General features: G+C 43.5%; 17 protein-coding genes. 1 reads left to right on the top strand and 16 read right to left on the bottom strand.

All coding sequences use genetic code 11. The features are described 5' to 3' along the window. Nucleotides 1-83: 83 nt before the first annotated feature. The 3 genes from pcnB to mazG form a co-directional block, all read right to left on the bottom strand. Entirely contained in the window at nucleotides 84-2366 is a 2283-nt protein-coding gene (pcnB, locus tag B4K26_RS01085) for a polynucleotide adenylyltransferase PcnB (protein ID WP_296243036.1), read from the bottom strand. A gap of 164 nt (nucleotides 2367-2530) precedes the next feature. Beyond that, nucleotides 2531-2947 carry a ComEA family DNA-binding protein gene (locus tag B4K26_RS01080; RefSeq protein WP_296243035.1) on the bottom strand — a complete coding sequence of 139 codons (417 nt, stop codon included), beginning with the start codon at nucleotides 2945-2947 and terminating at the stop codon, nucleotides 2531-2533. Then, nucleotides 2934-3851, bottom strand: a complete 918-nt coding sequence (gene mazG, locus B4K26_RS01075) for a nucleoside triphosphate pyrophosphohydrolase (RefSeq protein WP_313630853.1) — start codon at nucleotides 3849-3851, stop codon at nucleotides 2934-2936. The genes B4K26_RS01080 and mazG overlap by 14 nt, the downstream gene beginning before the upstream one ends. A 154-nt stretch (nucleotides 3852-4005) precedes the next feature. Here mazG and B4K26_RS01070 point away from each other — a divergent pair, with 154 nt between their 5' ends. Then, complete coding sequence (locus B4K26_RS01070; protein ID WP_296243034.1) at nucleotides 4006-5511, top strand: phosphomannomutase CpsG; 1506 nt, start codon at nucleotides 4006-4008, stop codon at nucleotides 5509-5511. Nucleotides 5512-5631: 120 nt separating this feature from the next. On the opposite strand, the gene B4K26_RS01065 is transcribed toward B4K26_RS01070, so the two are convergent. The 13 genes from B4K26_RS01065 to sdhC all read right to left on the bottom strand — a co-directional run bounded on the left by B4K26_RS01065 (nucleotide 5632) and on the right by sdhC (nucleotide 24190). Then, nucleotides 5632-7071, bottom strand: a complete 1440-nt coding sequence (locus B4K26_RS01065; RefSeq protein WP_296243033.1) for a UDP-glucose/GDP-mannose dehydrogenase family protein — start codon at nucleotides 7069-7071, stop codon at nucleotides 5632-5634. 72 nt (nucleotides 7072-7143) lie between these two features. Beyond that, nucleotides 7144-8811, bottom strand: coding sequence for a glucose-6-phosphate isomerase (gene pgi / locus B4K26_RS01060; protein WP_296243032.1), 1668 nt, complete (start codon nucleotides 8809-8811; stop codon nucleotides 7144-7146). Continuing rightward, the gene (locus tag B4K26_RS01055) at nucleotides 8811-9683 is read right to left on the bottom strand and encodes a UTP--glucose-1-phosphate uridylyltransferase (RefSeq protein WP_296243031.1); all 873 of its coding nucleotides are present in this window, start codon (nucleotides 9681-9683) and stop codon (nucleotides 8811-8813) included. Before B4K26_RS01055 ends, pgi begins: the two co-directional genes overlap by 1 nt. A gap of 52 nt (nucleotides 9684-9735) precedes the next feature. After that, nucleotides 9736-10812: a UDP-glucose 4-epimerase GalE gene (gene galE / locus B4K26_RS01050; RefSeq protein WP_296243030.1), complete on the bottom strand. Its 1077-nt coding sequence runs from the start codon at nucleotides 10810-10812 to the stop codon at nucleotides 9736-9738. 121 nt (nucleotides 10813-10933) lie between these two features. After that, entirely contained in the window at nucleotides 10934-11809 is an 876-nt protein-coding gene (gene sucD, locus B4K26_RS01045; RefSeq protein ID WP_296238389.1) for a succinate--CoA ligase subunit alpha, read from the bottom strand. 178 nt (nucleotides 11810-11987) lie between these two features. Next, nucleotides 11988-13154: an ADP-forming succinate--CoA ligase subunit beta gene (sucC, locus tag B4K26_RS01040; protein WP_296238391.1), complete on the bottom strand. Its 1167-nt coding sequence runs from the start codon at nucleotides 13152-13154 to the stop codon at nucleotides 11988-11990. Nucleotides 13155-13368: 214 nt separating this feature from the next. After that, nucleotides 13369-14820, bottom strand: coding sequence for a dihydrolipoyl dehydrogenase (gene lpdA, locus B4K26_RS01035; protein WP_296243029.1), 1452 nt, complete (start codon nucleotides 14818-14820; stop codon nucleotides 13369-13371). A gap of 193 nt (nucleotides 14821-15013) precedes the next feature. Then, nucleotides 15014-16276 carry a 2-oxoglutarate dehydrogenase complex dihydrolipoyllysine-residue succinyltransferase gene (gene odhB, locus B4K26_RS01030; RefSeq protein ID WP_296243028.1) on the bottom strand — a complete coding sequence of 421 codons (1263 nt, stop codon included), beginning with the start codon at nucleotides 16274-16276 and terminating at the stop codon, nucleotides 15014-15016. Between the two features lie 156 nt (nucleotides 16277-16432). Beyond that, nucleotides 16433-19306, bottom strand: a complete 2874-nt coding sequence (locus tag B4K26_RS01025) for a 2-oxoglutarate dehydrogenase E1 component (RefSeq protein ID WP_296243027.1) — start codon at nucleotides 19304-19306, stop codon at nucleotides 16433-16435. Nucleotides 19307-20191: 885 nt separating this feature from the next. Further along, entirely contained in the window at nucleotides 20192-20902 is a 711-nt protein-coding gene (locus tag B4K26_RS01020) for a succinate dehydrogenase iron-sulfur subunit (RefSeq protein ID WP_296243026.1), read from the bottom strand. Nucleotides 20903-21107: 205 nt separating this feature from the next. Then, complete coding sequence (gene sdhA / locus B4K26_RS01015; protein ID WP_296243025.1) at nucleotides 21108-22958, bottom strand: succinate dehydrogenase flavoprotein subunit; 1851 nt, start codon at nucleotides 22956-22958, stop codon at nucleotides 21108-21110. A 438-nt stretch (nucleotides 22959-23396) separates the two neighbouring features. Beyond that, nucleotides 23397-23801 carry a succinate dehydrogenase, hydrophobic membrane anchor protein gene (gene sdhD, locus B4K26_RS01010; protein WP_296243119.1) on the bottom strand — a complete coding sequence of 135 codons (405 nt, stop codon included), beginning with the start codon at nucleotides 23799-23801 and terminating at the stop codon, nucleotides 23397-23399. A gap of 2 nt (nucleotides 23802-23803) precedes the next feature. Then, nucleotides 23804-24190, bottom strand: a complete 387-nt coding sequence (gene sdhC, locus B4K26_RS01005; protein WP_296243024.1) for a succinate dehydrogenase, cytochrome b556 subunit — start codon at nucleotides 24188-24190, stop codon at nucleotides 23804-23806. Nucleotides 24191-24570: the final 380 nt, after the last annotated feature.

Below are 24570 nucleotides of genomic sequence, written 5' to 3'. Positions count from 1 at the left end.
CACGACTTTCATTGTTATTGTCATCAAAAGCTTCAAAGTGCCTATTCATAATTTCCACTGTACTTTAAGGTCGGCTTATCAGCCTAACTATTATTAATACTTGGCTGACGGCGACGACGCTTTGATGGGACAGGGCCTTTATTATCGTTACTTTTAATAATAGCCGTCTGACTTTCTGTATTCTGCTTTTGAGCCGTCTGTTTCTTAGTATCCTGATTAGTTTTAGCAGGTGCTTTAGAAACAGGTTTTTTAGAAACAAACTGCGTATCCTCAATAAGCTCTGACGCGGCTTTAGGCGCTTTTTTCTCATACTTGGCCGTATCCGCTACTTGCTCTTTATAGCTAACTGGTTTTGCCTTTTCACTATAGGTGTTATCTGTGCTATTTTTGCTGTCGGTATTGCCGTTAGGCGCTATCGCAGTAGGTTGACGACGGCGACGTTTATAAGGAATTGGCTCGTTGTTTATGCTGACGAGCGCTGGCGTTTGGGCGACTGTACGCTTAGTATCGGCAGTTGTGGAAGAAGCTGACTTGTCAAAATTAGGTTTGCTAGAAGCTGACTTCGTATCGACTTGTTTTGCTTTTGTATCCTGTTGCTGCGCTTGCTGAGTAGAGTTAGAAGAGTTTTCTGACTGTTTTTTAACCGCTGCTTTCTTAGCTGAGGTGTTTTCAGTGCTTAGCGGCGCGGATAATTGCTTAGAGTTAGATTTAAACTCTCCATTTTCATCACTGGGCAATTGCTTACGTAATGGCGGCACAACTTTTTCATGCTCTATCACAAATAATGGCGCTGGTTTTACACCTTGGCGCTTATTTGCCGCTTGATTGCCCGTATTGGCCAATGATAATTGCTGTAATTGCGCAAGCTCATGACTGTCCTGTTTTGCTTGCTGTTTGTCATAGCCTTTATTATGACTATTATTGGTGCCGCTGTTATTAGCATTATCAGCAGGCTGGCTAGCCGCACGGCGGCGGCGTGACGGCACGTTTGAAGCATCATTAGCCTGCTTGCTACGACCATTACCATTATCTTGTTGAGCGTTTTCTATGTGATTTACCTTATCATGATTGTTCAAGGTTTGCTGCTTTTGACGGTTACGTCCGCGACCCCGTTGCCCTTGCTTATACGCGCCGCGACGGATATTTTCATCAAAATCCTCAATCGCTTGCTGCTGCTGCTGTTCAGTCAAAGTTTGATAATTTTGCCACCATTCGCCCATGCCATTGGTCGATTCTGAAAGCGGATGTTCGGCATCGCCGCATTGCTCGCGCAATAACAAGAAATCAAAACCAGCGCGGAAACGTGGATGCTCAGACAACTGGACAATTTGTTTGCTGCGCGGCGCCGCCAATTTTGGCTGCAATATCCAAATATCACGGATAAACTGCTCCGAAAATTTCGGAATCGCAGTCTTGATACGCTGACGATCGATAACTTTGCCCGCGGCATGCAGTTGCGCGTCAGCAAAAGGCATATTGCGCTTTTTGGCCTTTTCTAATTGATGAAGGTAATTTTCCCACAGCAGCGCGGCATAAAAGAAAGCAGGGTTGATACTTTTCCCAGCAGCAATACGTTTATCAGTATTGATAGCGACTTGTTTAACTAAGGTGCTTGGCTCAGCAGGTGGATAAATAACTAAGCTGTCCATCGCCCCAGATTCAAATAATAACGGTAACAAGGGCACCAAGTAACCACCGGTAAACATCTTTTGCGTTTCATCATACAAACGGTGCGGAGAGATTTGCTCCAGTAGCGCCCAGTTGTCATCGTGGAACTGCGCGGCTAACTCGCTATCAAAGTTAAAACCCAATTTTGCTTTAAATCGTAGGGCTCGCAGCAATCTGACTGGATCCTCTTCGATACGTGTTGGAGCGTTACCTAATAGACGAATAATTTGATTATCGATGTCTTCAAGCGCCCCACAAAAATCATGCACCACACCTTTGAGCGGCTGATAATAGAGAGCATTGATAGAAAAGTCGCGACGGGCAAAGTCTTGTTTGATATCGCCCCAGACATTGTCGCGCAGAATCATACCATCTTGATTGGTATTGGCATTATTAAGTGGTGGACCACGAAAAGTAGCCACTTCGATGAGCTCGCGACCAGAGTAGACATGCGCCAATTGAAAACGGCGACCGATAATACGGCAGCGCTTACCAAAGACGTCTTTAATCTCATGAGGCTTGGCATCAGTGACTGCATCAAAATCTTTTGGGCGCAAGCCCAGCAAAGTATCGCGCACGCCGCCACCGACGATATAGGCATCAAACCCAGCTCGGGTTAGGGTGGCTATCACTTCGGTAATGGAATTTGGTAATTCAGATTTATTCAGTTCTAACTGCTTGGCGGCACGCTCGGCCATGCATCTACTCCTCGCCTTTATTCTTAACCACCCCGACGAACACAGCGTCTATCAGGCGGATGTACCTGCTAGTTTAACAAATTTTGACCATGGTGGGTGTGTTATGACATTTACTTACATGCTATTTTGTCAATATTGGGGTCAATTAATACAAAATAAAGGGCTTAATCTTGCACGCTTAAACGACGACGATTTTTCTCAACAGTTTTTGCTCCAATGCCTTTTACTTTCGTTAATTCATCAACCGTTTTAAAACCGCCAAACATGTCGCGATATAAAATAATCGCCTGCGCTTTACTGCTGCCAATACCCTCTAGCGCCACCAATTCTGCTTCTGTGGCGCGATTGATATTAATGCTGGTTTGATTACGCGCTTGGCTTTGAGCCGTTTCTTGCGTCAACAGATAATGATAAGCACTTTGGACATTATCAAAACAAGGTGCAGCAAAAACCTGATTGGATAGTATAAGCGTCATAAAAGGCATATAGACTAAAAAAATAGCCAGATTTTTAAGCAAGTTAGCGGGCGACCATCTAATGAATGACCATTTAACAGTTGACGGTTTATTAGTCGCGTTCATGTTGTTTCGCCGCGTCCCATAATGTGTCCATCTCATCAATGTTACTGTCCTCGACACGTTTGCCAGCCGCGGCTAGTTGGTCTTCAATATAGCCAAATCGTGATTTGAATTTATGCAAACAGGTCAGCGTTGCAGTTTCGGCATCGAGATTTAATTTTCGCGCGACATTGACCAACGCAAACATACAGTCGCCGAGCTCTTTTTCAATGTCGCTCATATTGGCTTTGATTTTGATATTGGATTTACCTATCAGCTCGCTCTTTAATTCAGCAACCTCTTCATCGAGTTTATCAAATGCGCCGCTCACCCCTTCCCAATCAAATCCCAGTTTTGACGCTTGTTTTTGTACTTCTTGCGCTTGCATCAGCGCACTCCCCGCCTTGATACTGTCCAAACGACGCTTCGGCTTGCCACGTGCGGCGCGGGCTCGGTCTTCCTCCGCTTTAATCTCATCCCAGCGTTGTTTGACCGCTGCATCGTCTTTTAGCGTTTCTGCCTCAAAAACATGCGGATGGCGGCGAATCAATTTTTCTTGCAAGGTTGTCATCACATCGCTCATATCAAAGCGACCTTGCTCAGCATACATCTGACAATGAAAAACGACTTGCAAGAGTACATCGCCAAGCTCGCTTTTGATATCTTCATCATCATCACTTTGTACCGCTTCACCGAGCTCATAGGCTTCTTCGATGGCATAAGGAATAAGGCTATGATTGGTTTGTTTTTTATCCCATGGACAGTCTGCCCGTAGCCGCGCCATTAATGACAATAAATCGTCCAATTCACCACTAGCAACTGGCGTTCCTTGTGCAGGTGTAGGCGCTAAAGCTTGTTTGTCAGTCGACAATTTTGCATCATTATTTAGATTTCGTTTTTGATTGTTTATTATGTCTGGATTGTTCATAAAGGTTACTCTTTTACTTTAACGGTGCAGGCAACAAAATATGGCTGAGTTTATCGTTATGGTAGCCTTAGTGTATCATTGAACGCCGATTGGCTTATAATTTGTGATTAACTTAATTATTATTTCACTGCTGAAACGCAAGGATTTTATCGCTATGACCACATCCGACTCTACTCAATATACTCGCTATAAAACCGCTCAAACGTCCTTTTCGCCGATTCAAATAGATTCATTTAAAGCTTACGATATCCGCGGCGAGCTTGGCGTCAATCTCGATGAAGACATCGCTTATCGTATCGGACGCGCCTTTGCGCAGATTTTATTTGAGCGTTATAGCGCATCAGATAGCCCAGCTGATCTTAAAGACTTAAAGCCTGCTATCGTGATTGGTAGCGATATCCGCCACTCCAGCGAGCAGTTAAAACAAGCGGCAATCAAAGGTATGCTCGATGCGGGCGTCGATGTGATTGATTTGGGCATGACTGGAACAGAAGAGGTGTATTTCGCCACCAGTTACTATCAAGCGCTGGGAGGTATCGAAGTTACAGCCAGTCATAATCCAATTAATTACAATGGCTTAAAGTTGGTAAAAGAACACTCAAAACCGATTAGCGCCGATGATGGGTTAGCAGAGATTCAGGCACTGGCGCAATCTGGACAATTTAGTTCGAAGAATACGCTAGGCAATTTGCAATTATTGACAGATAAAAGCGCTTATATTAATCATGTGATGACCTTTATCGATGTTAATAAATTAAAACCGCTTAAGCTGGTTATTAACTCCGGTAATGGTAGCGCGGGACCCGTGGTTGACTTGTTAATTGACAAGCTTATACAAGCTAGTGCACCGATTGAAGTCATTAAACTGCACCATACGCCTGATGGTAGCTTTCCAAATGGTATCCCCAATCCCATGATCGAAGCCAATCGAATTGTTACTCAGCAGGCTGTGCTAGAACATAAAGCCGACCTTGGCATTGCCTTTGATGGTGATTTTGACCGCTGCTTTTTGTTCGATGAATACGGCGAATTTATCGATGGCAGCTATGTCGTTGGGATGCTCGCGCAAGCGTTTTTAAATAAGTACCAACATCAAGAGCAGGTCGAGTCGATCGTCTATGACCCACGAGTGATTTATAATACCGAAGCCGTCATTCGTGAACATAATGGTACGGCAGTTATTAGCAAATCTGGGCATTCATTTATCAAACAAGTAATGCGTGATTCTGGCGCGGTGTATGGTGGCGAGATGTCAGCTCACCACTATTTTCGTGATTTCTTCTATTGCGATAGCGGCATAATTCCGTGGCTGTTGACCATTGAGTTATTATCTATTACTGGAAAGACGCTATCAGAATTGGTCAGCGGATATATTGAGGCTTATCCAAGCTCAGGCGAGCTAAACTTTCGTCTGACCACGCATGATGCAAAGACGATTATCAGCGCCATCGAAGACAAGTTTAGCGCCCAAAATCCAACCAAATTCATGCTTGATGGCTTGAGCCTTAATTTTGGTGATTGGCGTTTTAACTTACGTGCTTCCAATACAGAACCACTAATTCGGTTAAATATTGAGAGTCGCGGTGATGAGCAATTATTGGCCACCAAAACACAAGAAATTCAGCAATGGCTTGCGAGCCAAGGAGCAATACCTGCTTAGGGTTTTGGCTTATCTATCGATAAAATAAGCGCCCGCTAATTTTGAATTAACAGGCGCTTATTATTTGTTATAAGTTTAGAGATTGTTTTATTTAAAAGCTCACTTTCTTGATAAACTCCATCATTTAGTGCGACCAATCCCTATATAGTCTCCCACTAAACTCTCAATCTGCTCCCGTGATAAAGCGTTGCGCGCATCAAATATAGGTATCGCTTGCTCATTAAGCTTAGCAGTATTTAGCCTGTTTTCTGGCAACCAACTGATAATAAAAATTGCCTGCGCCGCTTTAAGCTGCTGATACGGATTTGCAATCAATTCGAGTAGAGGCTGCTTTCCGTAAAGCTCGGCGAGCTCCGCCTGTGCTTTATCACTATAGACCAGCGTACGGATATTATAAGACCACAATAGGGCTAGCAATGGATGAATGGCGGATTCTGCCGTACGTCCCGAGCCCGCTTTGTAACTGCCGCCCCAAACAATCACCGTTTTATTATCGATAAATCCATCAAAATACTGCCAGAATTTGCGAAATATCAGCTCTTTTTGATCTTCGTTGATATGGATGACAGACTGTAATAGCGGCATGGCTAAGCTTTTTTCTGAACTGGACTGCTGCAACTTAACCAGCTCAGTCGGTAGCGTATTACCACCAAACCCCCAGCCAGCTTGCAAATAGCTACTGCCCACACGCTCATCGAGCCCCATAATGTGACTGACCTGCTGAATATCAACCTGTTGGCTATCGGCCAAGCGCGACATCTCATTCATAAAACTGACCCTTGTGGCAAGCATTGCCATGATACTACTTCGGGCAAATTCTATGGTCGCGATGTCGGCTTGATGAAAAGCGCGTGCATGCTGCATTAAAGATTGCAGCATACTTAAATGATGGCTGCTATTCGGTGTTTTTTCACCGAGCAACAATAATGACGGATTTAACATCGAACTATAAGCATCGCCGTCTTTTAAAAACACAAATGGCACATAATAGACCCAAGCTCGCTGCAACTGCTTGGATAATTTGGCAACCACTCCTAATTGCTTTATTCCACTCATGATGAGTGGCAACGTTTGCTCATGACTGTGATTAAAAGCGGTAATCCAGCTGTCTTCTTGCCATACTGGGCTGATACTGTCTAAAAATAACCAATATAAAGAAACTGATTTTTGCTCAGCAATTTTTCCTCTCTCATGATTGTTGTCACTCTTATCATTATCATAACTATTATGCTGATTCAACTGCTCATAGCGCTGTATCAGCTTATCAGCGCTATCTGGTAAAGGATGATTGAGAATCTGTTGCTGCTGAACATACATCTGCCAAAGCGCTTGCAGATGATACTCAAAACCATATTGTTGTAATTGCTGCGTCAATACGTCTTTATCCGCATAAAAATGAACGGCATGACCAAGACTTGCCAGCACTACTGCACTGGTAATTGCTTCGATACTGTGACCAACAACGACGCAGACGCCAGTTTTTTCATCGGAGTGATTCAATGCATTTGGTGCAGATTGGTCGTTATCTGTATCTTGTTTATTTGTAGCAGCAATGCTCATAAGATTACCTTTTATATTACAAAGTTAGTGGCGTGGATAAACCAGTTGCATGATGTAACTAGCAGTAGCTTATTAAGACAACAACTTAATATGCTGCAATAGCTGATTTGTCGAGGTGTCAAATTGCTCATCGCCGCCTTGCTGCATGGCAGTATGTACCGACTCTGCCATTCGCTTGCCCATCTCAACGCCCCATTGATCAAACGGATTGATATCCCAAATGCTTGCCATGACGTAAACCTTGTGCTCATAAAGCGCAATCAGCTCGCCCAGACTATGGGGGGTCAGCTCATCGATAAGGAGCGTGGTTGACGGCTGATTGCCGCGGTAATATTTATATTTATCAGCAGAAGAAACCGCTTTAACATCACCATCAGCAATAGCAGCATTACCAAACGCCAGCACCCGACTTTGCGCCAGACAGTTAGCCAAAGACAGTTCGTGCTGCTGCTGTAGCGATTCATTTGTGGTGCTATCACTATAACGACGAACGCAAGTAATAAAGTCACAAGACACTTGCTGTGTCCCTTGATGCAAAAGTTGATAAAAAGCATGCTGAGCATTTGAGCCAATCTCGCCCCACAAGATTGGACAAGTATCATAATCCAAGTGCCCGCCATGCTGCGTTACCGATTTACCATTACTTTCCATCTCAAGCTGGGTCAAATAACTGGGCAAATACTCTAAACGTCCATCATAAGGCAGCACGGTATGTGCATTGACTTGTAAAAAGGTACTGTTCCAAACGGCAAGTAATCCTAACAGCACTGGCAAATTTTCGGCAAAATCTGCTTGGGCGAAATGCTCATCCATACTATGAGCGCCCGCCAATAGCTCTTTAAAACCAGACATTCCGATACGAATGGCAATGGCAAGCCCAATCGCCGACCATAATGAAAAACGTCCGCCAACCCATTCCCAAAGCTGCAATTGATGCTCAGGGTGAATGCCCCAGGCACTCATTTTTTCACTGTTGGCTGATACGCCAATAAAATGGCGGCGTAACACACTGTCTTCAGTACCAGCGCGTAGCTTAGAGGTAGCAAGCAGCCATGATAACGCGGTTTTAGCATTTGACAGCGTATCAACGGTACCAAAAGATTTAGAGGAGATGATAAATAAAGTAGTTTCAGGGTTTAAGTGCTTTAGCAAATTATCGAGCTGCGTGCCATCCATATTAGAGACAAAATGCACTTCAATATCCGTATCTGCCCACTCGTCAAGCGCAGTCGTTGCCATCAGTGGCCCTAAATCAGAGCCGCCAACGCCAATATTAACGACATCAGTCATCGCCTTACCCGAAAACCCGCGCCAAGTGCCATTGCGTACCCGCTCTGACAATCTTTCTACCCGTGCCAAACTCTCATGCACATCAGCAACGACATTTTGTGTACTCACTTGTAACTTTGCCGTGGCAGGCAGGCGTAGCGCAGTATGCAGCGCTGCACGCTCCTCACTGGTATTGACCATTGCTCCTTGTAACAAGGATTCAATTCGGATAGATAATTCACAACTATCCGCTAAGCCAAGCAAATTGGTTAATACGCGCTCATCGATACATTGCTTGCTGTAGTCCATGTATAGCGTTCCCGCTTGCGTGCTAAAACGGGTCGTACGATCATTATCTTGGGCGAACAGGGTCGCCAGTGACCAAGATTGCTCCGCCAGTTTACATAAATGCTGCCAATACTCGGAGTGACGGGCACTCTTACACTTTTTATTATTAGTTATCGCATTCATTAGCTAGCATCACCCCTTAATTGCTGCTCGGCAAAATATATAAACGCTTGCATATACGAGCGCATATCGCCTGCGTCATAACTATCGCCACGCATGGTCGTGACATTGACGCCATATTTGCTAATTAACGCATCTATAGCATCGGTCAGTTGAATCTCGCCACCAACCGACGCTTCGGTATTGGCTAAATAATCAAAAATTTGGTTGCTAAATACATAGCGGCCAACGACGGCCAATTTTGAAGGGGCATCGGCTAAGTTTGGCTTTTCTACAAAACCTACGACTTTAAAGCTTGCATTGGTATCAGCCTGATCGATTTCATTCGCATCTCTTAACTGGGCAATACCATATTTGTGCACATCTTCATCTGCCACCTCATTAACCAATATTTGTGAATGATTATCTTTAGTGAACGCTTCAATCATAAATGCCAAATTGTCAGTCGTCATATCGGTGGTAAATGGATCAAGCACCACATCGGGTAACAAGACGGCAAAATCATGTTCACCGATGATTGGACGTGCCGCCAATACCGCATGTCCCAATCCTAGCGGTTTGCCCTGACGTATCATAGACACTGTTACGTCCTCTGGTAGCCAATTTAAGCTATCGGCTAACGCGTCTTTGTCTTTTTGACGCAATTGGTTATCCAGTTCAGCATTGACGTCAAAATAGTTTTCAATCGCGCTTTTTTGCGCATGACCAACCAAAACGATGTGTTTGATGCCAGCAGCAATCGCTTCTTCAACGACGTAATGAATCGCGGGACGATTACCAAGTGGTAACAGCTCTTTTGGCACAGATTTAGATAAGGGCAGCATACGAGTGCCAAAGCCTGCAACGGGAATAACAGCATGAGTAATTTTTTTCATAATTTTTAGACTGTATTAAAAAGTAGAAGGTAAAAGATAAGTTTAACAATTACTAAGCGCTATGATAGCCACGGGGATTTTTGCTTTGCCAACGCCACGTATCTTGACACATCTCAGTGATAGACAGTTTCGCTTCCCAGTTTAATAAATCCTTTGCTTTGTCAGCGCTGGCATAACAGCTGGCAATATCGCCTGCGCGGCGAGCAGAGAACTGATAAGGAATGTCTTGCCCTGACACTTCAGAAAAAGCCGTGACCAATTCTAAAACAGACGTTCCTTTACCCGTTCCGAGGTTAATGGGTAAAAAACCTATTGAACCGTCTTTATGTGAACTTTCTTTATCTGAGCAATCTTTCATTAATAATTTTTGCTGCTCTAGATAATTAAGCGCCGCGACATGGCCTTGGGCAAGGTCAGTAACATGGATAAAGTCACGAACCCCTGTACCATCTACGGTAGCGTAATCATTACCAAAAATGCTGAGTTTTTTAAGCTTCCCGACCGCGACTTGAGAGATATAAGGCATTAAATTATTGGGAATATCGTTTGGGTCTTCGCCAATTTGTCCAGATGGATGCGCGCCTACGGGATTAAAGTATCTCAGCGCGATCAGGTTCCAACCCTCATCGGTTGCTGCCAAATCCTGCAGCATATGCTCGACCATCAGTTTGCTTTGACCATAAGGATTGGTACAAGAACGCTTTGCGCTCTCATCAATCGGCAGTACGTCAGGATCGCCATAGACAGTGGCAGAAGATGAAAAAACCAAATTCCTAACATTGGCCGCTGCCATGACTTCCAATAAAGCAATTGTACCGCTGACGTTATTGTTGTAATACAGTAGGGGTTTGGCCACGGATTCACCAACGGCCTTTAAGCCAGCAAAGTGAATCACACCAAAGATTTGATGTTTGGTAAAGACTTGTTTTAGTAGCTCAGCATCTCGGATATCGCCTTCGATAAACTCGATTGGCTGCCCAATAAGGGTAGAGACACGCTGAACAGCTTCGCGGCTACTATTGGACAAGTTGTCATATACCACAATATCATACCCTGCCTCATGCAAGGCTATACAAGTGTGCGAGCCGATATATCCGGCGCCGCCAGTTACCAATATCTTGTTTTTCATAGTTTTTTAATTTCAGTCAAAGAAAAGTTATTTTTAGAATAAAAAAAGACACCCCATTGTAGGAGTGCCTTATATTTTTTTCAACGCTGATTTGGTAGTAGGTTACCGTTTGATACCTAAATTACCAACCAGTAACTTCTTTTAATTTATCGCCAATTTTTGATGGATCGCGAGTATAAGCAATGCCCGCATCTTCAAAGGCTTTAAATTTCTCTTCAGCAGTACCTTGACCGCCAGAGATAATAGCACCAGCATGGCCCATACGCTTACCAGCAGGCGCAGTCACACCAGCAATGTAACCAACGACTGGCTTAGTGACATGCTCTTTGATATAAGCAGCGGCTTCTTCTTCAGCAGTACCGCCAATTTCACCGATTAACACGATAGCTTCAGTTTGTGGATCGTCTTGGAACAGTTTTAGCGCATCGATTTGGTTCATTCCTGGGATAGGGTCACCGCCGATACCGATACAAGTTGATTGACCAAAACCAAGCTTGGTGGTCTGTGCAACGGCTTCATAAGTTAGCGTTCCAGAGCGTGAGATGATGCCCACTTTACCTGGTAGATGGATATGACCTGGCATGATGCCGATCTTACATTCGCCTGGCGTGATAACGCCTGGGCAGTTTGGACCAACCATACGTACATCGCCTGCTTCTTCGATATAACGCTTGGCTTTCAGCATATCGATCGTTGGTACACCTTCAGTGATAACAACGATTAATTTTACGCCTGCATCGACTGCTTCAATGATAGAATCTAGAACAAATGGGGCTGGTACGTAGATAACTGATGCGTCGGCTTGGGTCGCTTCCATCGCTTCTGCCATAGTGTTAAATACCGGCAAACCCAAATGCGTTTGACCGCCTTTACCTGGTGTCACACCACCAACAACTTTGGTGCCATATTCGATAGCTTGTTCAGAGTGGAATGTACCGTTCTTACCAGTAAAACCTTGTACCAATACTTTGGTATCTTTATCAATTAATACACTCATTATTTTTTCCTTATTCGGTTGTCTTGCAATAGCAGTTTACGAGCTCATTTATCGTTAAATATTAACAATTTACACGCATACTAAAAACTGCTATCACGCTTTGACTATCATGCTTAAGCGTTTGTTTAAACGTGTTATCAATAAAACAGCGCTTATTCTCACGGCTCATATTAAAGGCTTATGCTTTAACCGCATCGACAATTTTTTGCGCTGCGTCTGCCAAGCCTTGAGCTGAGATAATTTTTACATCGGATTGCTCTAGTAGCTCGGCACCTTTTTCAGCGTTATTACCTTCTAAGCGAACAACAACAGGAACTTGAACGTTCACTTCTTTAACTGCTTCGATAATCGCTTCTGCAATCATGTCACAACGTACAATACCGCCGAAGATGTTAATTAAAACGCCTTCAACACTGCTGTCTTCTAGAATGATTTTGAACGCTTCAACCACGCGATCTTTGGTTGCACCGCCGCCAACGTCTAAGAAGTTAGCAGGTTTGCCGCCGTACAATTTGATGATGTCCATTGTTGCCATCGCAAGACCAGCACCATTCACCATACAACCGATGTTACCCTCTAGAGCGACATAGTTTAGGTCAAATTCAGCCGCTTTTAGCTCGCGCTCATTTTCTTGTGTTTTGTCTTGTAACGCGGCAATTTTAGGCAAACGGTATAGAGCGTTTGAGTCGATACCAATCTTGCCATCGACACAAACGATTTCGCCATTTTCACGCACTGCTAGTGGGTTAATCTCTAGTAGAGCAAAATCATTTTCAACAAATGCTTGATAAGCACCCGTCATTAATTTTACAAACTGATTGATTTGTTTACCTTCGAGACCAAGCTCAAACGCCACTTCACGCGCCTGATAAGGCATAAGACCAACTAATGGATCAACGCTTACTTTGAAGATTTTTTCTGGGGTTTCGCTTGCGACTTCTTCGATATCAACGCCACCTTCAGTTGATGCCATAAAGGTAACACGACGAGTAGAGCGGTCAACAACTGCGCCAAGATACAGCTCAGTTTGTACTGGGTACATGTCTTCTGCAACCAAAACAAAGTTTACCGGTTGGCCTTCTGCGTCAGTCTGAAAGGTAACCAGATTAGTACCGATAAGCTCTTCAGCAACTTGCTTAGCTTCTTCACGAGTTTTAACTAATTTCACACCGCCCGCTTTACCGCGACCACCAGCGTGAACCTGCGCTTTAATAACCGCAATGTCTGTTGGCGTTTTATCAAAAGCTGCAGCTGCTTCGTCGCCATTATGAGCGATAATGCCTTCTTGAATAGGCAGCCCGTAGCTTTTTAGTAGCTCTTTTGCTTGATACTCATGTAAATTCATTGATTGTATCCTTTATTTTTTACAATTAATAAAAAGTGAAAACAAGTGCCTAGCAGAATATCTCTGCAGCACCCATGACGACGACGACCGCTATCTCTATAGAGAAAGTGGCCGCGCCATCCGGTTAAACTTGATATTTACTTAAACGCCTTTAATGACTTAAAAGCTTTTTATCTTAAACGTAGTTGATTCTAAACGCTTTTGATCTAAAAAATTACTTACGTTTTTTACGTTGAATGGCGTGAATTGCACGACCATCTGCTGATAACGCCGCTTCATGAACCGCTTCAGAGATTGTTGGATGCGCAAACGTCATCAACTGTAAATCTTCGATACTAGAAACAAATTCCATCGCAATCATGCCTTGATGAACAATATCGCCAGCACCAGCAGAAATAGCATGCATACCTAACAAACGATCTGTTTTGGCGTCAGCAACAACTTTGATAGAGCCTTGGGCTTCACTTTGCGCCAACGCACGACCGTTTGCTGCTAAGTTAAATGAACCGGTTTTGACTTCATAACCCGCTTCAGTCGCTTCTTGCTCGGTCAAACCAACCCATGCAATTTCTGGATGGGTATAAATGACATTGATAATAGTGTCATAGTTGACTTGCGCTTTTTCGCCATGAATGCGCTCAACAGCCATCATGCCCTCTTCCATGGCTTTATGCGCGAGCATAGGGCCACGAACCAAGTCACCGATCGCATAAACACCATCAAGGTTGGTTTTACATTGGTCATCAACATCGATAAGACCACGTTCGGTCAAAGTAATACCGCTGTCCTCGCCCAATAGTTTTTCAGAATAAGCACGGCGACCTACGCAAACAATAAGCTTATCGAAGCTTTCTTCGCTAGACTCACCTTTGGCTTCGCTGGTCACAACGACTTGATCACCTTTCACTTCAGCATTGGTGACTTTGGTATCGACACGGATATCAAGACCTTGCTTTTTCAGCATTTTGCCTGCTTCTTTAGCGATGTCTTTGTCAGCGGCGGCTAAGAAACTTGGAAGTGCTTCATAAACAACCACTTCCGCACCTAAGCGGCGCCATACTGAACCAAGCTCAAGACCAATCACGCCAGCACCAATCACGCCTAAACGTTTCGGTACTTCAGTGAAATCAAGCGCGCCAGTTGAATCAACAATACGGTCGCCGTCAGTTTTTGCCACAGGAATATCGATAGGCACCGATCCTGCTGCAAGAATGACGTTTTTAGCCGTGATTGTGGTCTCAGAATCGTCTTCTAGGGCGGTAAATTTAACTTTTTTGTCCGCGCCTTTACCATCAGTAAGCGTGCCCCAGCCTTGCAACCAGTCAACGCCATTGCCTTTTAACAATGCCGCAACACCGCCGGTCAATTGCTTAACGATACCCTCTTTACGCGCAATCATCTGCTCGATATCGACAGCCACATCACCGGTGCTAATACCATGCTCAGCAAGATCGTGCTTGGTCGCTTCATAGCGGTGTGAGCTATCAAGTAAGGCTTTTGATGGGATACAACCGACGTTTAAGCAAGTACCGCCGAGGGCTGGTTCACCTTTATAAACACGTTTTTCGATACAAGCCACGCTCATACCTAACTGTCCTGCACGAATCGCTGCTTCGTAACCACCAGGACCGCCGCCGATGACGACTAGATCATAATTGTCTTTCATAGTACGTTCCTATTTCTAATTTTATTTAGGATCTAAACGAATGGTTAGGCTGTTGATCTATAAACGATAGTTTTATTCTGTCGTTAATACACGATAAGAACCAATGGATATCCATTATTTATCGAACAACTACAATTACCTATACCAAAGTGAAAAAGCTTGTATCAGTAGTTACCGATACAAGCTCATAGGCTTAGAGGTCTAGTAGCAACATAGCTGGATCTTCGACCAACTCTTTAATAGTTACTAAGAACTGTACTGCCTCTTTGCCATCAATCATACGGTGATCGTAAGAAAGTGCTAGGTACATCATTGGTAGAATTTCAACTTTACCATCGACAGCCATCGGACGATCATTGATAGCATGCATACCCAGGATAGCGGTCTGTGGTGGATTCAAGATTGGCGTTGACATTAATGAGCCAAATACGCCGCCGTTTGAAATAGTAAACGTACCACCAGTCATGTCATCTAGACCGAGTTTACCTTCTTTCGCTTTACCACCAAACTCACGAATCTTAGCTTCAACATCTGCCATGCTCATACGATCGGTATCACGCAATACAGGAACCACCAAACCACGATCTGAAGAAACTGCGACACCGATATCATAGTAGCCATGATAAACAATATCATTACCGTCCAGTGAAGCGTTAACTGCTGGGAAGCGTTTGAGCGCTTCGGTTGCTGCTTTCACAAATAACGACATAAAGCCTAGGCGCACACCATGACGCTTCTCGAACTGATCTTTATACTTAGAACGCATGTCCATCAACGGCTTCATGTTGACTTCGTTAAACGTGGTTAACATGGCCGTTTCTTGTGAAGCGGCTAGCAAACGATTGGCAACTGTCTTACGAAGGCGCGTCATTGGAACACGTTTTTCAGTACGCTCACCAGTTGATTCAGCGACAGGACGACCACTATCAGATTTGATAGAACTATCAGCTTTTATCGTTGGGTTTGCCATGTCAGTCTTAGTTACGCGACCGCCTCGACCACTGCCTTCAACATTTTTAGGGTCAACGCCACTTTCTTTCGCTGCTTTACGCACCGCTGGGCTTTGATCTTTATGGTCAGCTTCATCTTTTTTATCAGTCACTTGTACTGGCTCACCACCATCGGTGGCTTGTTTTGGCTGTACAGGCGCTGCTGGCTGATCTGGATCAACTGCAGGCTCATCAGTACTATCGCTGCTACCATTATTAGCGCTACCGCTAGCTCCTGCTTCAAACTCTGCAATTAGCTCGTCAGACAAAACCGTATCGTCGACTTGCTTGACGATTTTAGTCACCACACCATTATCAGGTGCAACCACTTCTAGCACCACTTTATCAGTTTCGATTTCAGCCAATAAGTCGTCACGGCTGACTTCTTGACCTTCAGTGACGTGCCATTCCACGATGGTGCCATCGGCAACCGATTCTGGAAAAACGGGGGCTTTAATATCAGCCATCGATATACTCCTTAGATATTGATATTACTCTTTATTATTAAGTCGTGATAGGCAGTCAATACCATTTTAAATTGTCTTAATTCAATGGTAATAGCCGGTATAGACTGTCATCGCCTGATTCGTGAATCTTATATAATCTGTTGCTTAAATAGATTGCTACTTAGACAGCTCATCCACACTGACGCCAAGGCCACCAGCAATTAAATCTTGTTGCTGCTTAATATGTAATTTTGCTGAACCTGTTGCTGGTGCCGCACTTGGAGGACGCGCAACCGGTTCCATAACTTTCGCCTTGGTTGGATGCGGTACGACAATACGGAACATATGCGGCGCTAAATAATACCAAGCACCTTGGTTAAGCGGCTCTTCTTGCGTCCAAACGATTTCTTTTAAATTGCTGTATTTTTCAATTTCAGCAATCAAACGTTCTTCTGGTAATGGATAAAGCTGCTCAATACGCACAATCGCAACATGATCTAAACCTAATGCACGGCGTTGTTCTAGCAAGTCATAATAGACTTTACCACCACATAGCACCATGCGAGTCACGTTGTCGTTGTTTTGCTGATCGATCTCTGGCAATACCGTCTCAAACTTACCATTAGCCAGCTCCTCAAGGTTTGAGGTAGCCAATTTATGACGTAGCAAACTCTTCGGCGACATAACAATCAGTGGCTTACGGATCGGACGAACCGCTTGGCGACGTAACGCATGATAAATTTGTGCTGGTGTCGTTGGGGTAATCACTTGCATGTTATCTTCAGCACATAGCTGTAAGAAGCGCTCAAGACGAGCAGATGAATGCTCAGGACCTTGACCTTCAAAGCCATGTGGTAACAACATGGTTAGGCCACAAACACGTTGCCACTTAGTTTCACCACTTGAGATAAACTGGTCAATCACGACTTGAGCGCCGTTGACAAAGTCACCAAACTGCGCTTCCCAAACGATTAGTGCATTTGGCACAGTCGTTGCATAACCATATTCAAAGGCCAATACCGCTTCTTCTGACAACAGTGAGTTATAAGTCGCAAAGCGTGCTTGTGTTTCACTGATATGTGAAAGTGGCACATACATGCTGCCGTCATTAACGTTATAAATTTCACTATGACGATGTGAGAACGTACCACGGCCCACATCTTCACCAGTAATACGTACCAATACATTGTCATTATCAACCAATGAAGCATATGCTAGAGTTTCAGCAGCGCCCCAATTTAGAGGTTCTTTACCCGTTTGCATGGCTAAACGTTGCTCAACCATTTTTTGGACTTGACGCTGAAGCTTATAGCCTTCTGGCATTTGCGCCATGCGGCGGCCATACTCTTTTAGCTTTTCGATATCGACACTCGTGTCCCAATCATCGACTAAGTCGTGACCTAAATAAGGTTTCCAATCGACAAATAGCGCTTCGTTAGGTTCGCTCACTAGAGAGTTGGCAACATAGTCGCCGCGATCTAGCGATTCACGATATTCATCTTCGTACTGCTGGGCTTCACTTTCGCTTAACAAACCAGCTTTTATGAGCTGCTGCGCATAGATAGTACGAGTGGTTGGTAATTTCTTAATAACCGCATACATCAATGGTTGAGTCGCTGATGGCTCATCGGCTTCGTTATGACCATTACGGCGATAACAGAACAAGTCAATAATAATGTCTTTATCAAACTCATGACGATAATCTAATGCCAACTGCGCGGCAAACACCACTGACTCAGGGTCGTCACCATTTACGTGCAAGATAGGCGCATGAACCATTTTTGCGACATCAGTACAATATTCGGTTGAGCGCGCATCTTCTTGACGGCTAGTGGTAAAACCAACTTGGTTATTGATAACAATATGTACCGTACCGCCCGTAGTATAAGCGCGGGTTTGTGACATTTGGAAGGTTTCTTGTACCACACCTTGGCCAGCAAAAGCGGCATCACCATGAATGACGATTGGCAGTACTGAGTTACCAGTTTTACTATCTTGAAATGGTTGATCGTTACGACGAACTTGACGAGCGCGTACCGAACCTTGCAAAACTGGCGCGACAATCTCAAGATGCGATGGGTTAAACGCCAATGCCAAATGCGCCTCACCACCCGGGGTCATCACGTTAGATGAAAAACCATTGTGATATTTGACGTCACCTGAGCCTTTTTCTGGCTGGACTTTACCATCGAACTCATCAAACAAATCGGCAGGTTTTTTACCTAAGATATTAACCAATAAGTTTAAACGGCCACGGTGAGCCATACCAATAACCATCTCTTTGGTACCATAACCACCAGCACGTTGGATAATTTCATTGACAGCAGGGATAAAGCTTTCGCCACCTTCTAGACCAAAACGCTTAACGCCCGTATATTTACGAGCCAGATATTTTTCTAAGCCTTCGGCGGCGGTTAGACGCTCAAGAATCGAGAGACGTTTTTCTTTATCAAACTCGATATAACCTAGATTCGTCTCTAAATATTTTTCCATCCAGCGTTTTTCAGTGCTGGTGGTGACATGCATATATTCAATACCGATATAACGGCAGTATACACGCTCCATGATTTCGATAATCTCACGTAGCGTCGCCTCATCCTTACCAATATTTAAATCATTGGTCGGAAATACCGTATCAAGGTCGGCTTCAGAAAGATTGTGATAAGCCAGCGTCAAATCTTCCACTTCTGCACGTGGATGTAAATCTAAGGGGTCAAGCTTAGCGCGGCGATGGCCACGGCGACGGTAGGCTGAAATCAGTTGCTGCACACCCATTTGTTTTGGGTCTGCACAATGACTTGAATCGTCAGACGTTTCAGCACTTACTTTATTTGCCGTCTGATTGCGCGCCAGCAATAAGAACTGATCTTTAATTGCATTATGCGGAGCATCATTTGGCGATTTGTATTGTTCAAAATACGCTTGCCAATCGTCATCGACACTACTAGGATCAGCTAAATATTGCTCATAGAGCGCTTCGATATAATTGGTGTTATCGGCAGCTAGTTCAGTATGATCTTGGCTTGCAGTTTCTTTAGTTATACTATTCATAATAATCGTCTATTTGATAGATAAATGAATGGAATCGTGCTTATTATTGTGTTATTCGTTGTGTATTGGCGACATTCGTCATCGTCTGTTACGGTTAAAACTCTCTGTTAAATAAAACCATTTTCTCGATGAGATTCTCTACTAAAGCAATCTCGTCTAAAGACAAAAGCATGATTGCAATACCAATCTTCTAATTAAAATTATTTGTGAACGGCGGGTTTTCTGAAGCGACTCGTTTCACAACATTAAATTATATATAATGCTTTCAACTATAACTAAATTGTTAATGATAAGGTATTAATCAACGTTTCTTTTTTCAGTTAGCCTATCAAATGGCTATTTTTACTGAATTATTCTACTATTGTAAAAGTGCAGTGGCTATTTCGCTAAATATACATTGCTGTATAGAGTAACATGTCTGCCCTCTACGCCATAGTTTGTTTGTTCAATACTAGGTATTTACGTAATGAATATTAATTATCATTTTTTGCAATTTGTTAATTTCCAATTATCAATAAATGGTCACTTAATAAGTAAAAACAACTTATATAACAAATGCTCTTATGACTGTTGTTATAGAGCCTGCGTTTAAAGATTTGGTTTAACCTGTCCCACGTAATCATTAACGAAAATATGTTGTCATGCTCAATTATATAGAGAGAAGACGGATATAGCATGTCTTCTTACATACAAGCAACGTATTGTTAATACAGCCTTACTTTCTGTCTTTGATTCGCCTTGTCCCTCAACAATCTCTTTCAAAAATTCAATTTTGATACTCTAGATCATCACTCATTCTGAATATTTTTAATAAAAAACACCACCTAATGAGAGGTGGTGTTTTGAACAGCGCTATTATAAAACTAATTGATGATAAATGGTAGACTAACCTGCTTGATCGATTAGTAAATCACGTAGATGACCAATAGCTTTAGTTGGATTTAAACCTTTTGGACAAACTGATACGCAGTTCATAATACCGCGGCAACGGAACAGGCTGAATGGATCTTCCAGACGCGCTAAACGAGCACGAATATCGGTATCACGGCTGTCAGAGACAAAACGGTTGGCGTTCAATAGTGCTGCTGGACCTAAGAACTTATCAGGGTTCCACCAAAATGATGGGCAGCTGGTTGAACAGCACGCACATAGAATACACTCATACAAACCGTTCAATTTTTCACGTTGCTCAGGAGACTGCAAGCGCTCTGTTGCTGGCGCTGGCTGGTCATTAATTAAGAACGGATGAACTTTTTCGTACTGCTCGTAAAATTGGTTCATGTCGACGACCAAATCACGAACCACTGGTAGACCTGGTAATGGACGAACCGTTACTTTTTCAGGCAAAGTGTTCATGTTGATCAAACATGCCAGACCATTTTTACCATTGATATTCATGCCATCAGAACCACAGATGCCTTCACGGCATGAGCGACGGAAAGTAAGGGTTTCATCTTCTTTCTTTAGGCGTAATAACACATCAAGCAACATACGATCTGACTCTAGTAGCTCAATCGTATATGTTTGCATGCGCGGCGCTGCGTCCACATCAGGATCGTAGCGATAGATTTCGATGGTGCGAGTACCTCGGCTCATAATGCTAAACTCCACACATGGGTGATGGCGGGCAGATAAGCCAAACAGTTTAGAAACTGTAATTTATCAGCGCTGATACTATTGAATCATAGCGCTGATAGCGGCTTATCGCTGGCGGTCACCTTTTAATAAATGAATAAGGAATAAAACGTTAATTCTATTTATGCACAAAAAGTGCAGAGCATAGAATCAATAAATACGAAAATTAATAAACGCGAACTTTTGGCTCGACATAATCGACTGTCAACGGCACCTTACGAACAGGCTTATAGACAATACGGTTGCCTTCAGAATACCATAAGGTATGCTTCATCCAATCATTATCATTACGGCCGTTTGGTGCATATTCATCATCTTCTGGACGATCATAGTCAGAAACACTGTGTGCACCGCGGCTTTCATGACGATTAGCCGCCGATATCATGGTTGCTTTTGCCACTTCGTATAAGTTTGCTACTTCAAAGGCTTCGATACGCGCCGTATTAAAAACTTGTGATTTATCAGCCAAATGGATTTGGTCAATTTTTTCACCAAGCGCTAGAATTTTCTCAACGCCTTCGTCCATCATTGCCTGTGTTCGGAATACGCTGGCATGCTTTTGCATGGTCGCACGAATCTCATCAGCCACATCTTGCGCATTGTAGCCTGAGGTTGATTGTTGCAATTTGTCTAAACGACGCACGGTAAAATCAAGCACGTGCGGATCAAGTGGCTTGTAGTTGTGATCGGCGTGATGGAATTCATCAACGATATGCTTACCAGCAGCGCGACCAAAGACCAATAAATCAAGTAGTGAGTTAGTACCCAAACGGTTGGCACCGTGAACACTCACACACGCACATTCGCCAATTGCATAAAGACCTTTAACCACATTGCCTTTGGTATACAGACCGTCTTCATCTGGGCCTGCTTCTAGATCTGGTACGATGACTTGACCATGAATCGTGGTTGGAATACCACCCATCATATAATGAATGGTTGGAATCACTGGAATTGGCTCTTTAGTGATATCAACGTTAGCGAAGTTTTTACCAATCTCAAATACTGATGGCAGACGCTTCATGATGGTTTCAACGCCTAAATGGGTCATATCCATCACGATATGGTCAGCATTTGGACCACAACCACGGCCTTCTTTGATTTCTTGGTCCATAGAACGTGAAACTAAATCGCGCGGCGCCAAATCTTTAACGGTTGGGGCATAACGCTCCATGAACGCTTCGCCATCTTTATTACGTAAGATTGCGCCTTCACCACGGCAACCTTCGGTCAATAGTACGCCAGCACCATGAACGCCTGTTGGGTGGAACTGCCAAAATTCCATGTCTTGCAATGGGATACCAGCACGAACCGCCATGCCAATACCGTCACCAGTATTGATATAAGCGTTGGTAGAAGCAGCAAAGATACGACCAGCACCACCTGTTGCTAGAACAGTAATCGGTGATTGGAATACCGCAACCGTTCCTGTCTCTTGCTCAATCGCGATGACGCCATTGATGTTACCAGCGTCATCTTTGATCAAATCAAGCGCAATCCACTCGATAAAGAACTCAGTACCTTGTTGGAGGTTTTTTTGATATAGCGTATGAAGTAGTGCGTGACCGGTACGGTCAGCTGCAGCGCAAGCACGCTGAACGGCTTTTTCGCCATAGTTTGAGGTATGACCACCAAATGGGCGCTGATAAATCGTGCCATCTTCGTTACGGTCAAACGGCATTCCCATGTGCTCAAGCTCATACACCACTTTTGGTGCTTCGCGGCACATGTACTCAATGGCGTCTTGGTCACCCAACCAATCTGACCCTTTAACGGTGTCATAAAAGTGAAAGTGCCAGTTATCATTGCTCATGTTGCCCAAACTTGCACCAATACCGCCTTGTGCCGCAACCGTGTGCGAACGGGTTGGGAATACTTTGGTTAAAACTGCAACCTTCATGCCCGCTTCGGCCAAATGCAATGAAGCACGCATTCCTGAGCCGCCGCCACCAACGATGACCGCGTCATAGTTCAGGGTTTTAATATTGCTAATGGTATTATCTTGTCTAGTTGCCATTACGGTTTTCCTAATGCCTGTTAATGCTTAGAAGTAAATAAAAAGGTTGGTTTACATCCTATCATGCGGCAACGCTCGCTAATTTTTGCGAGAAAGCTACCGACAATAATCGCAATAGTCACAACAATCTGCTACAAACCACCTTTAACCACTTAAATTGCATATCTATCGTTATATTGGGCTTCCTCACTTGATTAACAATAATGTATTTACACAAGTGAAAGGTTAAATCAGTGAACGCCCAACGCTATGATTGGCTCTGTCTATTTTGGCTACTAACGGATTTTTTATTATCTAAACGCTTTTCAATCTAAGCGTCTTTAAGTAAACAAAGTCACGAATGCGGTCAGATTAATCCGTTATTATTCATGATATTCAGCTTGTAATACTAAGCTTATAAATACCAGATGAATAAATATCTATAGGTATGACAAATGGTTAAACAGCAACAACACCGAAGCCGTTACCCCAAAAAATCATGATGCCCCAAAATAGGAAGACTAAAATAGCGATAATCATCAATGTTTGTAGCACTAAACGCAGTTTGGGCGCGCTTTCACCCATCTTGCCTGAGGTAATATAGTCAGTAAATACTGTCCACATACCAACCCACGCGTGACCAGCTAAGGCCAAAATGGCCACTAAGCTAAACAGACGCATCGGCAAACTGGTCATAAAATCAGACCATTCAACGAAGCTCACATCACCATGCGTTAAAAAGAAGCCCAGCATCACCACACTATAAACGGCTAAAATCACCGCACTGATACGCTGAACCATCCAATCTCGTGTGCCTGACCCTGTCAGACCAGTGGCGCTTTTGATTCCTGAATCATTTTTTATCATTAGAACATCACCCATACAAATGACGCGACAATTAAAATCGCTGCAATCACTAAGCTGACAACAGACACCATGCGTGCTGATTTCAGCTCTTCGTGTTGACCATTATCAGCAAATAAATGCTTGACGCCCATCACAAAGTGATAAGCAATGGCGGCGACGAAAATCCACGCTAAAAAGCGAACAAAGATATTGTCAAACACGGTTTCAAAACTCTCAGGCGACGCTAGAGAATTTTGTAATAACCACAGCATGACAGGAATAAGTAGAAACAAAACAACGCCAGAGATGCGATGCAAAATTGAAGCAATTGCAATCGGTGAGCTATTTACGCTCAACACTTGGCTTAAGGGTAGATTAATAGGTCGGTTGCTTTTCACAGCGGGCATCCTTTTTGCGGTTATACTCCTGTATCGGCTATCAACGCTTTATATCAGTACTATTTATAAAAATATTGTTAAGCGTCAAGCAACACACGAGATGAATAAAGTAAGGAAGGGCTAGCTGACGTCATGTAATTTGCGCTAAATAGAAAAGGCAGACAAAGTCTCACTCATTCGATGTTTAGATGGATTCTATTTATGAAGACTAGGACGATAGCGACTATTTATTGAGTTGCTATTTAGACAGTTTCCATTTATAAAGTTATAGACTTTCCATATAGCTCGTTGAAATGATCACCCCTTTCTATAAAGTCTTCCACGCACTTTATGACAATAAAGGCGCAGCATGAAGTACATAGCATGGGATAAATCGATTAACTATTCTA

Origin of the sequence: Psychrobacter sp. UBA6766 (assembly GCF_002453355.1) — a bacterium.
In the GTDB taxonomy this organism is placed as follows: domain Bacteria; phylum Pseudomonadota; class Gammaproteobacteria; order Pseudomonadales; family Moraxellaceae; genus Psychrobacter.
The sequence above is the reverse complement of the archived record's forward strand: the minus strand, read 5'-3'. Positions and strand labels throughout refer to the sequence as shown.